The 13,401-nt window shown below is 56.0% G+C and carries 10 protein-coding genes and 1 tRNA gene; 9 read left to right on the top strand and 2 right to left on the bottom strand.

The features are described 5' to 3' along the window. Window positions 1–146: 146 nt before the first annotated feature. The 3 genes from ACEN9O_RS00530 to ACEN9O_RS00520 all read left to right on the top strand — a co-directional run bounded on the left by ACEN9O_RS00530 (window position 147) and on the right by ACEN9O_RS00520 (window position 4,299). On the top strand, window positions 147–2,264 hold the full coding sequence (locus tag ACEN9O_RS00530) for a DUF262 domain-containing protein (RefSeq protein ID WP_495615724.1): 2,118 nt from the start codon (window positions 147–149) through the stop codon (window positions 2,262–2,264). Window positions 2,265–2,385: 121 nt separating this feature from the next. Then, window positions 2,386–2,601, top strand: coding sequence for a hypothetical protein (locus tag ACEN9O_RS00525; protein WP_495615723.1), 216 nt, complete (start codon window positions 2,386–2,388; stop codon window positions 2,599–2,601). Window positions 2,602–3,609: 1,008 nt separating this feature from the next. After that, complete coding sequence (locus tag ACEN9O_RS00520; RefSeq protein ID WP_495615722.1) at window positions 3,610–4,299, top strand: RipA family octameric membrane protein; 690 nt, start codon at window positions 3,610–3,612, stop codon at window positions 4,297–4,299. A 65-nt stretch (window positions 4,300–4,364) separates the two neighbouring features. On the opposite strand, the gene ACEN9O_RS00515 is transcribed toward ACEN9O_RS00520, so the two are convergent. After that, window positions 4,365–5,582 carry a tyrosine-type recombinase/integrase gene (locus ACEN9O_RS00515; protein WP_495615721.1) on the bottom strand — a complete coding sequence of 406 codons (1,218 nt, stop codon included), beginning with the start codon at window positions 5,580–5,582 and terminating at the stop codon, window positions 4,365–4,367. Window positions 5,583–5,758: 176 nt separating this feature from the next. Further along, window positions 5,759–5,833, bottom strand: a tRNA-Arg gene (locus tag ACEN9O_RS00510). 174 nt (window positions 5,834–6,007) lie between these two features. Between ACEN9O_RS00510 and ACEN9O_RS00505 the strand changes: the two genes are divergently transcribed. The 6 genes from ACEN9O_RS00505 (at window position 6,008) to epsE (ending at window position 13,393) form a co-directional block, all read left to right on the top strand. Beyond that, a complete protein-coding gene (locus tag ACEN9O_RS00505) occupies window positions 6,008–7,903 on the top strand; it encodes an ATP-binding cassette domain-containing protein (protein WP_495615720.1) in 1,896 nt (631 codons plus the stop codon). Between the two features lie 168 nt (window positions 7,904–8,071). Beyond that, window positions 8,072–8,731: a CAAX prenyl protease-related protein gene (locus tag ACEN9O_RS00500; protein WP_495615719.1), complete on the top strand. Its 660-nt coding sequence runs from the start codon at window positions 8,072–8,074 to the stop codon at window positions 8,729–8,731. A 40-nt stretch (window positions 8,732–8,771) separates the two neighbouring features. Continuing rightward, entirely contained in the window at window positions 8,772–9,992 is a 1,221-nt protein-coding gene (gene epsL / locus ACEN9O_RS00495) for an XrtB/PEP-CTERM-associated polysaccharide biosynthesis outer membrane protein EpsL (protein WP_495615718.1), read from the top strand. A gap of 18 nt (window positions 9,993–10,010) precedes the next feature. Further along, the gene (locus ACEN9O_RS00490) at window positions 10,011–11,390 is read left to right on the top strand and encodes an undecaprenyl-phosphate glucose phosphotransferase (RefSeq protein ID WP_495615717.1); all 1,380 of its coding nucleotides are present in this window, start codon (window positions 10,011–10,013) and stop codon (window positions 11,388–11,390) included. Window positions 11,391–11,612: 222 nt separating this feature from the next. Beyond that, window positions 11,613–12,551, top strand: a complete 939-nt coding sequence (locus ACEN9O_RS00485; protein WP_495615716.1) for an EpsD family peptidyl-prolyl cis-trans isomerase — start codon at window positions 11,613–11,615, stop codon at window positions 12,549–12,551. Between the two features lie 53 nt (window positions 12,552–12,604). Continuing rightward, window positions 12,605–13,393 carry a polysaccharide export protein EpsE gene (epsE, locus tag ACEN9O_RS00480; RefSeq protein WP_495618405.1) on the top strand — a complete coding sequence of 263 codons (789 nt, stop codon included), beginning with the start codon at window positions 12,605–12,607 and terminating at the stop codon, window positions 13,391–13,393. Window positions 13,394–13,401: the final 8 nt, after the last annotated feature.

The raw sequence follows: 13,401 nt of genomic DNA, 5'->3' as shown, positions 1-13,401 counted from the left end.
GGTTTTGGTGGAGGGGACGGGCAGATCAGTTGACCCTGCTCTATTGGGAGTTTCTTTTTAGCAACTCCAACATGAAGTCTGATGATGTTGACTTGTCGTTACGATTTTCGTCGTACAATGTTTTTTTATAGTCGAATCGATAAAAGATGCCACTCTATCAAGCCCACCACGCAACGCTAACGGATTTGCTCAATAGCAGTAGCCATGAAGCAAATGTCCTTATCCCCAATTTACAGCGGCCATACGTATGGAATCCTGATCAGGTAATCAGGCTTGTCGACTCTTTGTTGAGAGGGTGGCCCTTTAGTACGTTGTTACTATGGAATCTCGGAGCGGTTAATCAAAAAGAGACCCTAATTCCATCTAGACCATTTTGGCGGTTAATCGATAGGACATACGAGAATAAGGCTGAGCAGTTCGGTGCTGCTGAAAAGCCAAATGAATTCAAGATGGTTCTTGATGGGCAGCAACGTCTTCAAAGCCTTTTGTTAGTTTTTGGTTCTGAGGCGTCTGGCCTTCGGCTACTGGACGCTGATTGGAAAATTTCGCTTACGGGAGCGAACAACCTTAGAGGTATTCTTGCTAAGAAACGTTGGACCGTAGGGCGGGTTTACCTTGATTTGCAGAAACTCCGAGAGAACTTAACAGAAAGTAAGTTTGGCCATCCCAATCTTCGACCGGACGCAGATTTTACTCAGATACTTGTTTGGGCCTTTAACGGAACTGATCCAATGTCCCGTTATGTCACTCCTAATGATTCTACTTATCAGTCGCCTCTGCCTGACGTAAGTTTACAGCCAGGGCGATACATTAGTATGGCGAAAATTTGGAAACATAGCATCGGTCTCGGCAGCAGAGACCATGACAGTCAGTTCGGATCTTCTTTAACATTACTTGAGCAGCACGATGTAAATGAGCCGCTTAGTTTGCTAAATGGATTCGTGCAATTTGCTTTAAAGATATGCCAAGCCCAAACTCAAAATGTAAATTTCTTGGAGCTAGGCACTCTCGCATCGTCCGGTTATACACAGCAGCATGAGTACAACGATGCGATTGTTAATATTTTTACGCGCCTTAATAGCGGTGGTAGAACTCTAACGCGGGAAGAAATTACATTTGCATGGATCAAAGTGTCTTGGGATCACAAGCCGTTGTCTGAGTTTGGCTCTGCTGAGAGCGCTATAGCAAAATTATCGGAGATTTGTGTTGATGCTGATCCGGAGTTGAAGCTTGCATCAGATGAAGTGGTGAAAGTGCTGTCATTCATCTGGTCGATTTTTGATACTAATCGGAAAGGTGCAATTGTTAAAGACCGTGACTTGCTAGATGGTGGTACAGTCCGATCTATGGCTGACTGGTTGTATCAAGAAATGGGTGCCATACGTGTTGCATTCGAAAAGGTTCTAGTAGTGTTAGCAGAGCAAGGTATCCGTTATGGTGAAGTTTATAGATCGACCAACGCTTTAGCTGTGCTCTTAGCTTGCGCTACAGGCTTTGAATTGCTGCGTAAAAAAATGCAAATCACGACGACTGATCGCTTAGGGGCTGACCTTGCCGTTACAAAGTTTTTAGAGTCTATCAGCGAAGCGTGGTTGGTTTTATCCCAATGGGCTGACGAGTGGGCAAAAGGTACTGATGAGACGATGGCGCATTACGCAAAAGTTATTGCTGAAAAATGGACTTCTTTGGAAAGCGAAGAAGTACTAAGTGCCGCTCAGCGTACTTGGACTGCTGTCCTCGAATCTAGCTTGGTGGAGTTGCGATCAAAGTCACTTAACTACATACGGAAACTAGAGGTCGAGGAGCGCGGTCAGGTGCGGGCCTATCGACTGCCGCTGTGGGTTTGGAATAGGCTAACTCCAGCTCGATCCAAATGCTCAGGAATACTTTTGCGAGACACGGCCAAAGGGAAGTCCACTGTCGAAGTCGATCATCTAGTGCCTTGGTCTTATTGGGAGGCGAAATTTAATGGAAATCTTGAGAAACTTAAAGTTGTAAATCAAATTGGAAACTGTGCGTTACTGGAAAAAACATTTAACATTTCTAAAGGAAAAAATAGCCTTGATAGCTGGCTGAGTAAAGTAGCAGACTTCCCCGGCCAACCCTGGAAGGATGCTCTTGCGATTCCTGAAGTAATGTCTAATTTGATTGTAGATGAAGAAAATTTTGAGTTGGAAATTACTAAGGTTATCGTTGGGAGAACTGCTCTAATAAAAGAGGAACTGAGTGCATATGTAGCTACGGCGGGTGTGCTTTCGAGCTAAACTGAAACTGGTAGTGCTTTAATTGAAGTTTTTTTGCGAAGCTGATATCAACCTCGCTGTTCAATTTTTTGTTAATTGAATGGTGAAAATTTATCAAACTTTATATTTTAGGACCTCTATCATGAGTGAGACTATTGTTAAGGTCAGTAGCAACGAATATGGTGCGTGCGCATTTTGCTCGGAGATAATCAATGGTGAAAATAACTTTGCAATTGGTGTAAATCATTATATTAAGAAGCATGGTTGCAAGATTTTGCACGTTGGAACCGAAACACTTGCTGATAATAATGGAGGCCCTTGGCACACAACGGTTGCGATTCTCTCGAAAGAAGTCTAAAAATAGAGCATGAAATGCAAGAGGTTTAATGTGTTCTGTTTTGCGGGAGGTGAGGTGTTTTCTACTGCAAACTGCCACACTTGTTGAAAATAAACGGTTTAATATTGCCGCCTGATTGATGCGGTCGCTGGCTTGTTTGGCGAAACAAGCCAGCAAGCATACGTTAGGTTAAATCCGTAGGCTCAGTGAAATGGGCCTGCACAACTTGAGTTGCATCATCCATTCTTCCAAAGCGGAACCGACAGGAAAGGCACAAGAAGCTGTCTAGGACGTTATGATCGATAATTTCGCCAAGCGCAGCACCAGCAGCGGCCCCGCTTACACTGGCAACTAGAGCGCCAATAATTGAGCCAGCGATGCCTCCCAAGGCGACTCCTGGAGGTCCTGCAATAAGTCCCGCAGTTGCTCCGATCTCTGCGCCGCCTGTGGCTCCTACAACTATGCTTGCGCCACCGCTAACGGCGCCGGCAATAGCACCGATAGAGCAGGCTATTCGTCTCGCATAGCCTCTGTGCGTAATGCTTTCGCTCCCGCAGTGCGGGCATAGGTTTGTCATTGGTCGATGCTCCTATTTTCGGTCAAGATGGTGGACAGTTTTGTTTCTGCATTGAGCCTTCTATAGTGGTCTCGGATAGCTCTGCGCCGGGCCTGAGCCATGAAAGTCACGAAGCTGGCTGCTGTGATAATTCCGGCGGCGAAGACGATGGAGAACGCTGTGAGATGCTCAAGAGGTGATGGGTGTCGGCGCAAAGTGAATCCTTCAAGAATTTGATTTCAATGAGTGGTTAAATCCGAGGCTTAAAAAGGCATAGTCCACGGCCTGATGGCCGTGGACTATGCCTGTGACAGAGATAGAATTAAACTGATTAATCTGGGTGTTTTGATCGATCAGGTTCCAGGCGCACGGTAGTAATATCGATCTGAAAATTTCTAGCTCAATAATTGATCGCCATGCAGCCCAATGGCTCGGGTGAGTGCTACCATTGTTTTTTTGCAAGTGGATACGTAATGAGTGTCACGAACCCTAACGATGCACGCTCGCCAGTCGGAGATTTGGGTGCTGCGTTTGAATTCGCCATGCGTCAGCGTGAGTTCGAAATTACGCAGTTAACGCAGAGAAACAATTTCTTCATGATCTTTCAAGGTGTCTTGATTGCTGGACTGGTACAGTCACAAGGCACTGCGGCGGCGGTAATCTCATTTGCTCTCTGCTTGCTTGGACTTGTGGTCTCATTGCTTCAGGTAGGGATGGCGGCCGGGTCGAAATATTGGCAGGTGCGGTGGGAGCGAGCAGCAAAAACTACTGAAATTTGGCTCTTGGAATCCTTAAAGGAACAGCCCCGAGTCAGTCACTTCCTGACGGCAGACGGAAAGCACCTTACCGCAGAGGAGGTTAATACGCTCAATTCAATTAACAGGACCTGTTCACGTCTTCTTGACCCGCTGACTTTCGCGCCCGATGCAATCAGGGAGGCTAATCGAAAAGAACTCGCAGCAGGAGACCCGAACTGGAGGGCTAAGTTCGGGAACTGGCTAATTTTACGAAAATACTCAGTGAGCAGAATCCCAATTTGGGTTGGGATCGTTCTAGCCTGCTTTTGGCTGTTTTTGCTCACCTTCACGGTATCTATAAATTTGCCTTCGTGGAATCCGCAGGACTGGGTTCATGTCGTAACGCTAGTGCCGTTCAAGACGTAACATCGTCCGCCTACTCGCGTCGGCAAAATTTGAATTCATCTTTGATCAAGTGACGAAGACAGGTGCTAAACGGCTAGCAGCGGAATGACCTGCGCACCGATCCTCAAGCTGTCCAAATAATCGGCCCACCGCTGCATCATTTCCCGACGGGCAGGAAGATGAGCCGTCCGGTTGTACGCTCGCCCGTTTGGATCTTTAACGGCATGGGCAAGCTGATGCTCGATCAGATCAACACGCTCCCCAAGCACCTCATCCATGATGGTGCGCGCCATTGCACGGAAGCCGTGGGCGGTCATCATTTCCTTGTTATAGCCCAAGCCACGCAATGCTGCATTGACGGTGTTCTCACTCATGCAGCGTTCCGCTGTCCTAATGCTTGGGAAAACAAATTTTCCGTCGCCAGACAAGGGGCGTATTGAAAGAAGAATCTCCACGGCTTGCTTTGATAATGGCACGATATGATCGTTGTCCATTTTCATTTTGTGGCCAGGTATGCGCCATTCGGCAGTGTCGAAATCAATCTCAGCCCATTCGGCTGATCGCAATTCTCCGGGGCGGACAAACACTAAGGGCGACAATTTCAATGCGGCTGTCGCGTAAGCGTGGCCTTGGTAGCCGTGAATGGAACGTAGAAGGGCACCTACCTGTTTCGGTTCAGTGATTGCTGCAAAATGCCCTTTCTCCGGTACTGCTAGCGCACCTTTCAGGTCGGCGGTAACATCGCGGCTTGCCAGCCCGCTGGCGACTGCGTAACGAAACACTTGCCCGCAAATCTGTTTGACGCGATGCGCGGAATCTCTTGAGCCGCGATCTTCGATTTTCTGGACGGTCGCGAGGACGTCTCGTGGAGTGATCGCGGAAATAGGCTTGCTGCCTATGAATGGAAATACATTTTTAGTCAGCCAGTTCACTACTTTTGCTTGCGTATTAGCGGCGCGGTCTGGCTCGGTTTTCGCTAACCACTGGCGGGCTACGACCTCAAAGGTCTGCGCGGCTTCTAAAATCTTTGTTCGCTTGTCTTCTTGCTTTGCTCGGCTGGGATCTATGCCGTCTGCAAGAAGCTCGCGTGCTTCGTCACGGCGCTTGCGTGCCTTTGCTAGTGATACTGCTGGGTAGACGCCTATGGCTAAAGTCTTTTGCTTGTCGGCGAAGCGATAGTTCATGCGCCAGTACTTGCCCGCTGCTTTTACCAGCAGGAACATGCCTTGCCCATCAGTGTATTTGTCGCCTGCCGGCGCGCCAGAATGCTTGACTTGACGAACGAATGTATCTGTTAAGGGCATAGTGCCTCCCGTTGTTGGTATCTGATTTGACGCCCGAAAAAGGTACCAACAAAAATACCAAGAAAATGATGGTATCTGATGCTACCCCGTCGGAATGCTTTGGACAATAAAAAACCCGCGCTCCTATGATGGAGGCGGGTTGTTTGGACTCGATTGGAATTCGTTGAACTAGTGGGTGGTCCCCCCGACTGGAATCGAACCAGTATCCCACGCTTAGGAGGCATGTGCACTATCCATTGTGCTACGGGGAGGACGCGAGACCGCGCTTCGCAGGCGGACGGGCGTCATTATAGCCGACCAACACCATCCCGTGACGACAGAATATGCCGGTCACCGGGCATTGCCGGTACAATACCGCTTCTTTCAATTTTCCGGTAGCGCCGCGCACGATGTTCCGCGCCTCAGCCGGGCATTCCCACACTCTTATGGCTGTCATTTCTCTTTCCTCCGCCCAACTTGCGTTCGGACACGTCGCCCTGCTTGATCATGCAGAATTTTCCCTGGAAACGGGCGAGCGCGTTGGCCTGATCGGCCGCAACGGCACCGGCAAGTCTTCTTTGCTGAAGATCATTTCCGGCCGCTTCAAGCTGGACGACGGCTTGCTGGTCATGCAGCAAAACCTCAAGATCGCCTACGTCGAGCAGGAGCCGGTGTTCGATCCGGAAATGACGGTGTTCGACGCGGTTGCCTCCGGCATGGGGGACCTGCAGGATCTGCTGAAGGAGTACGACGCCCTGACCGGCCAGTTTGGCCAGGGGAACGACGATGCCGTCATGGAGCGCATGCACGACGTCCAGGTGCTGCTGGACGCGGCGGACGCCTGGAGCCTGCCGAACAAGGTGGAAACCGTGCTCGACCGCCTGAACCTGACCGGCGACATGCTGATGAAGACCCTGTCCGGCGGCATGCAAAAGCGCGTGGCGCTGGCGCGCGCGCTGGTGTCGGCGCCGGACGTGCTGCTGCTCGATGAACCGACCAACCACCTGGACTTCACCTCCATCATGTGGCTGGAAGGCCTGCTGCGCGACTTCAAGGGCAGCGTGCTGTTCATTACCCACGACCGTTCCTTCCTGGATAACGTGGCCACCCGCATCATCGAGCTGGACCGCGGCCGTCTGTTGTCGTTCCCGGGCAATTTCACCGCCTACCAGGTGCGCAAGGCCGAGCAGCTGGAAAACGAGGAAGTGGAAAACGCCAAGTTCGACAAGGTGCTGGCGCAGGAGGAAATCTGGATACGCAAGGGCGTCAAGGCACGCCGCGTGCGCGACGAGGGCCGCGTGCGCCGTCTGGAAGCGCTGCGCCTGCAGCGCGCCGCGCGCCGCGAGCAGCAGGGCCAGGTCAAGCTGGAGGTGTCGTCGGGCGAACGGTCCGGCAAGATCGTGGCGGAGCTGGAAAACGTCAGCAAGCGCTTTGGCGAGCGCGTCATCGTCAGCAATTTCACCGGCACCGTGCTGCGCGGCGACAAGGTCGGCCTGATTGGCGCCAACGGCGCCGGCAAGACCACGCTGCTGAAAATGATCCTGGGCGAGCTGGCGCCGGACGGCGGCGTCGCCAAGCTGGGCACCAAGCTGCAGGTGGCGTACTTCGACCAGATGCGCACCCAGCTCAATGAGGAAGCCAACCTGATGGAAACCATCGCCCCGGGCAGCGACTGGGTCGAGATCAACGGTGCCCGCAAGCACGTGATGAGCTACCTGAACGATTTCCTGTTCGCGCCGGAGCGCGCCCGTTCGCCGGTCAAGTCGCTGTCCGGCGGCGAGCGCAACCGCTTGCTGCTGGCGCGCCTGTTCGCCAAGCCGGCCAACTGCCTGGTGCTAGATGAGCCGACCAACGACCTGGACATCGAAACGCTGGAACTGCTGGAAGAGTTGTTGGAAGAATACCAGGGCACCGTGTTCCTGGTCAGCCACGACCGTACCTTCCTGGACAACGTGGTGACCCAGGTGATTGTTGCCGAGGGGCAGGGCCACTGGCGCGAATTCGTGGGTGGCTACAGCGACTGGGAGCGCGTGCGCGACACGGTGAGCACGCCGGTCAAGGCCGCCAAGCCTGCCGCCAAGGCCGAGCCGGCTCCGGCCGCGGCCGCCGCGCCCAAGGTCAAAAAACTCAGCTTCAAGGAGCAGCGCGAGCTCGACGAGCTGCCCAAGCTGATCGCCGCGCTGGAAGACGAGCAGACCGCGCTGACGCTGCAGCTGTCCGATCCGGACTTCTACAAGAAGAACGCGGCGGAGGCCAAGCGCGTGAATAGCCGCATCGAGGAAATCGAGGGCGAGCTGCTGGCGGCGCTGGAGAAATGGGAGAGCATCGAAGCGCGCGGTTGAGGCGCTGGTTCGGCGTGCTGCACTGCAAAAAAAATTTAGCAAATAGTTGGTGTGCGGTGCGGAACGCGGGGTTGTATCAAATATAATGTGAGTAATTGCGTATTTTTGGATGCCGGATGGTACTTGTTTCCCAATTGTTGGTTGGCATGGGCGCCGCGGGCGGCGCCCATGCTTGAGCGGAGCGCGTTGGCCCGTATTGTGCCGTTTGCCATCTACATGGGTTTCATCCTGGTGGCCGATGTGCTGGCGCGACTGGGCGTGCCGGAGCCGCAGCTGCGCTGGCTGTACGCGGTCAAGATCGGCGCGGTGGTGGCGGCCTTGCTGTTCTACCGTCGCGAGTACAGCGAACTGACGGGCCGGCTGTCGCCGCGCGCGGCGCTGGTGGCCGTGATTGCCGGCGTGCTGGTGCTGGTGTTGTGGATTAACCTCAGTCTGCCCTGGATGCGGGTTGGCGCCTCGGGCGGCTTCGACCCGCGCAACGACGGCGCCATCGACTGGACCCTGGTGAGCATACGCCTGTTGGGTGCGGCGCTGGTGGTGCCGTTGATGGAGGAGTTGTTCTGGCGCTCCTTCCTGATGCGCTGGGTGCAAGCCCCCGACTTCTTAAATGTGACTCCGGCTCAAGTAAAAGTCCGAGCTTTTGTTGTCACGGTGATATTATTCGGTATTGAGCACAATTTGTGGCTCGCCGGCATGGTTGCTGGTCTCATTTATAACTTGCTTTATATCCGGAGTTCAACGCTCTGGTCACCCATCGTGGCGCATGCGGTGACCAACGGCTTGCTGGGCGTGTGGGTCATCCGCACGGCCAGCTGGACTTATTGGTAATATTTTTCAACCGCGATTAGCCTCTTTCAGAAGACGAACAATGTTGAAGCGACTGCACAAAAATTTAAATAACTGGCCTGCGGCACGTCAGTGCGCACCGGCCGCGTTGCTGCTGGGGATGATCTCCAGCATGCCGGCTTCGGCCGCGCTGAGTGATACCATCAAGCCGTTCGTCGGCGTGTCCTACAGCTACGACGACAATCTGTTCCGCCTGCAGGACGACAACCCGGCGAAAGAGAGCGACACCATCAAGTCGGCCGTGGCGGGCCTGAGCTTCGAGCGGCCGGTGGGGCGCCAGCTGTTTACCGGCTCGGCCAAGGTCACGCGCGTGAGCTTCGGCACCTTCCATCAGCTCGATTACAACGGCAAGGATGCGGCGCTGAACTGGCAATGGCAGCTCGGAAATCACTTTGACGGCACCGCCGGCACCACTTATTCGGAAGTGCTGTCATCGTTCAGTGACTTCCACTCGACTGAAAAGAATATCCGCAAGACGATAGGCGAGTATGCGTCCGCCAACTGGCGCTTTCATCCTAGCTGGCGTCTGCGCGGCCGTGTCAGCCGCGACAAATATACTTACGACCTGCGGTCGCAGCAGTACCTGGACCGCATCGAGAATCGCGGCGAAGTTGGCTTCGACTACCTGGCCGCCAGCGGCAGCACCATCGGCCTGCAGGCGCGCCGCAGCCGCGGCAGCTATCCGCATCCGCTGCAGTTCGGCGCCTTTGTCGACGACGAGGGCTACAGGCAGACCGATTTGCAGCTGAATGTCTACTGGCGCTACAGTGCCGTGACCCAGGTGCAGTTTGTTGGCGGCCGCGCCAAGCGTGAGCACACGCTGTTTTCGTCGCGCGACTCCAGTGGCGCCAATGGCCGCCTGACCGCGACCTGGACGCCGCGCGTGGCGCTGCAGCTGGTGGGCAGCGCCTGGCGCCAGTTTGAACCGTTCGAAGGTAGCCTGGCCAGCTACAGCCTGAGTACCGGCGCCAGTGTGTCGGCGGTATGGGCAGTCACGAGCAAGATCCAGACCCAGGCCGACCTGAAATACACCAAGCGGGATTTCCAGGGCATCGCCGGGCTGTCCGTGCCGTTAGCGGTCACCGACAACACCCGCAGCATGTCGCTGGGTGTCACCTATATGATTCTGCAAGATCTACAGCTTAGCGCCAGCGTGTTCCACGACACGCGCAGCGCCGGTTCCGTGTTCAGCACGCAGTATCGTGCCAATGGCGCCGCGCTGAACGCCAACATCCAGTTCTAGAATCGATGAAGCTCTGTAATGGTTAATGATATTCCCTTGATCCCTTTCTTTCAGCGCGTACTGGACCCGATCATCATCATGGGCACCCTGTATTTGTCGTCCATGTTGCTGGGGCAGCCGTTCTCCGGCTATGGACTGGTGCTGATGGTGCTGTCGTTTTTCATCTCGACCTCGGTTTACCAGCACATCGATCCTTACCGCACCTGGCGCAGCGGCCGCATGCTGGCCTATGCGCGCGATATCCTGACCGGCTGGGGGGTGACGGTGGGCTTGCTGATGCTGCTGGCGTCGGTCACCGGCCTGGGCGGCCACTACGACCAGTCGGTGATCGTGACGTGGTTTGTCGCCACGCCCGCGCTGCTGGTGCTGAGCCACCTGGCTGTTGCGCGCATGATGTCCGCCAACGGCAGGTCGAACGAGGTGCGCTCGGTGATCATTGTCGGCGCCAACGACGTCGGCGTGAAATTCGCCTCGACACTGGACAAGAGCCCGAACCTGTTCATGAATGTATGCGGGTTTTTCGACGACCGCGCGGAAGACCGTCGTCCGGCCAATCTGCGCCACCCGATGCTGGGCAACATGCCCGATATCGCGCGCTATGTGCGCGAGCACCAGATCAAGAAAATCTTCATCAGCCAGCCGATTTCGGCGCAACCCCGCATCCGCCGCCTGCTTGACGAGCTGCAGGACACCACCGCGTCGGTATATTTTTTGCCGGACATCTATGTGTTCGACCTGATGCAGGCGCGCTTCGACAACGTCGGCGGCATGCCGGTGATTGCCATCTGCGAAACGCCGTTTACCGGCATTAACAGCATGGTCAAGCGCGCCAGCGACATTATTCTCGGGCTGCTGATCCAGCTGATGCTGCTGCCGGTGATGGCGCTCATTGCCATCGCCGTCAAGGTCAGTTCGCCGGGGCCGGTGATCTTCCGCCAGCGCCGCTACGGCTTGTATGGCGAGGAAATTATTGTATACAAGTTCCGCTCGATGACCGTGGCCGAGGATGGGGCGCACGTGGTGCAGGCCAAGGTGGGCGACCAGCGCGTGACCAAGGTGGGCGCGTTCCTGCGCCGCAGTTCGCTCGATGAGTTGCCGCAATTTATCAACGTGCTGCAAGGGCGGATGAGCATCGTCGGCCCGCGGCCGCACGCCGTGGCGCACAATGAACAGTATCGCAAGCTGATCAAGGGTTATATGCTGCGCCATAAGGTCAAGCCGGGCATCACCGGGTGGGCCCAGGTCAACGGCCTGCGGGGCGAGACCGAGACGCTCGACAAGATGGAGGCGCGCATCAGCTACGATCTCGATTACGTGCGCAAGTGGTCGCTGTTGCTGGATTTGTGGATCATAGTCCGGACCGTGGTGGTGGTGCTCAAGCGTGAAAACGCGCACTAGCGCGCCTTAACCATTTGTTAAGGACGGCGGGCTATGATGGAAATGTGTCAATCTTTATAAGATTGACAAGTGTGTTGGCAGGACGCATACTTCTTGCGATAATTTTCTGCCGCCCGCGTTGGGTGGTAGAGTAGGGGGATGTGGATGCGCAGAGTCCTGTCATCGTTCCGCGGCGTAGCGTTGCAAATAAATATTGGGGAATCCATTTTGAAGCACTTTAAGATGACCACCGTAGCACCCGCAGTCCCTGCGGTCCGCCTGGCCTGCGCCGCGCTGGCACTGGTCGCCATGGCCGGCCTGACCGGTTGCGACAGCAAGGAAAAGAAGCCCGGCCAGGCCCTGGCCAGCGTCAACGGCGATGAAATCACCGTCTTGCAACTCAATGAGGAACTGCAGCGCGCCGGCGTCAATGCGAGCCAGCAGGAAGCGGCCAGCAAGCAGTTGCTGGAGTCGTTGATCGACCGCCAGTTACTGCAGAGCGAGGCGGCCCGCGACAAGACCGACCGCGATCCGAAGGTCATGCAGGCGATCGAGCGGGCCAAGGCCATGATCGTGGCCCAGGCCTACCTGCAAAAGCGGGTCGGCACCGTCGCCCGTCCCGACAAGGCCGAGCTGGCCGCGTACTATGAAAAGAATCCAGGCTTCTTCTCCCAGCGCAAGACGCTCGACATGCGCCAGCTGGTGTTGGCCACCAAGGATGTCGGCGACGAGCTGCGCAAGGCGATCGACGGCTTCAAGTCCATCGACGAGGCCGCCGCCTGGCTGGACAGCCACCAGGTGCGCTACAGCCGCAGCCAGGTCAGCCGCACCACCGCCGACCTGCCGCCGGAGTTCTCGGCCAAACTGCTGTCGATGTCCAAGGGCCAGCTGTTCATCGTGCGCGAGGGCGAGCGCACGCTGCTTAACGTCATCAGCGACGTCAAGGACACGCCGGTGACGCTGGAGGCGGCGGCGCCGCAGATCGAGCAATTCCTGTTCAATCAGAAGCTCAAGGCTGCCACCGACGCCGAGGTGGCCCGTCTGCGCGCGGGCGCCAAGATCGAATACCTGAACAAGACGATGGCGCCGAAGGCGGCCGCACCGGCCGCAGCGTCCAAGGCGGCGTCGTCCGCATCGGCTACGGACGACGCCACCGCGCGCGGCGTCGCAGGACTGAAGTAAGCGTCGCGGCGCGACGGCCATATTTATAATTTAACCGACTGGGCAAACAAATGATGAAACGTTTTGGACTGTGGATAATGGCGGCCTGCATGGCGCTGGCCGGCGCGGCGGCCTCGGCTTCCGACCTGCCGCTGGGCGCCAGCGATGTGATCAAGGTGACCGTGTATAACAACCCCGATCTGACCACCGAGACCCGCATCAGCGACAACGGCAGCATCACCTTTCCGCTGATCGGCAACGTGCCGGTGGCGGGCCTGGCGCCGGCCGCGGCCGAGCAGAAGATCGCCAAGATGCTGGAGGCGGGCGGCTTCGTCAAGAAACCACAGGTCAACGTGCTGGTCACGATGCAGCAAAGCCAGCTGGTGTCGGTGCTGGGCCAGGTCAATCGCCCGGGCCGTTATCCGATCGACGGCAAACGCAGCGTGCTGGACTTGCTGGCGCTGGCAGGCGGGGTGGCCGCCGACGGCGGCGAAACGGTCAGCCTGATCCGCAAGCGCGACGGCAAGGCCACGCGCGAACAGATCGACGTGGTCGACATGGTGCGCAGCGGCGATCTCAGCCATGACTATGAGCTGGGCGGCAATGACGTGCTGTTTGTCGAGCGCGCCCCGCGCTTCTACATTTATGGCGAAGTGCAGCGTCCCGGCGTGTTCCGCCTGGAACGCGCCATGACGGTGCTGCAGGCGCTGTCGACCGGTGGCGGCCTGACCCCGCGCGGCACCGAGCGCGGCGTGCGCATCAAGCGCCGCGACGCCCAGGGGCACCTGCAGGTGATGCAGGCCAAACATGACGACTTGATACAGTCGGACGACGTGGTCTACGTACAGGAAAGTCTGTTCTAATCCCTAGC

It is taken from the genome of Duganella sp. Dugasp78, from assembly GCF_059491455.1.
The sequence above is the reverse complement of the archived record's forward strand: the minus strand, read 5'-3'. Positions and strand labels throughout refer to the sequence as shown.

Coding starts and splice junctions, on each gene's coding strand:
- ACEN9O_RS00490 (WP_495615717.1), top strand. CDS start 10,011: ATGGTTAATGATATTCCCTTGATCCCTTTCTTTCAGCGCGTACTGGAC.
- ACEN9O_RS00530 (WP_495615724.1), top strand. CDS start 147: ATGCCACTCTATCAAGCCCACCACGCAACGCTAACGGATTTGCTCAAT.
- epsE (WP_495618405.1), top strand. CDS start 12,605: ATGAAACGTTTTGGACTGTGGATAATGGCGGCCTGCATGGCGCTGGCC.
- ACEN9O_RS00525 (WP_495615723.1), top strand. CDS start 2,386: ATGAGTGAGACTATTGTTAAGGTCAGTAGCAACGAATATGGTGCGTGC.
- ACEN9O_RS00500 (WP_495615719.1), top strand. CDS start 8,072: ATGCTTGAGCGGAGCGCGTTGGCCCGTATTGTGCCGTTTGCCATCTAC.
- ACEN9O_RS00515 (WP_495615721.1), bottom strand. CDS start 5,582: ATGCCCTTAACAGATACATTCGTTCGTCAAGTCAAGCATTCTGGCGCG.
- ACEN9O_RS00485 (WP_495615716.1), top strand. CDS start 11,613: ATGACCACCGTAGCACCCGCAGTCCCTGCGGTCCGCCTGGCCTGCGCC.
- epsL (WP_495615718.1), top strand. CDS start 8,772: ATGTTGAAGCGACTGCACAAAAATTTAAATAACTGGCCTGCGGCACGT.
- ACEN9O_RS00505 (WP_495615720.1), top strand. CDS start 6,008: ATGGCTGTCATTTCTCTTTCCTCCGCCCAACTTGCGTTCGGACACGTC.
- ACEN9O_RS00520 (WP_495615722.1), top strand. CDS start 3,610: ATGAGTGTCACGAACCCTAACGATGCACGCTCGCCAGTCGGAGATTTG.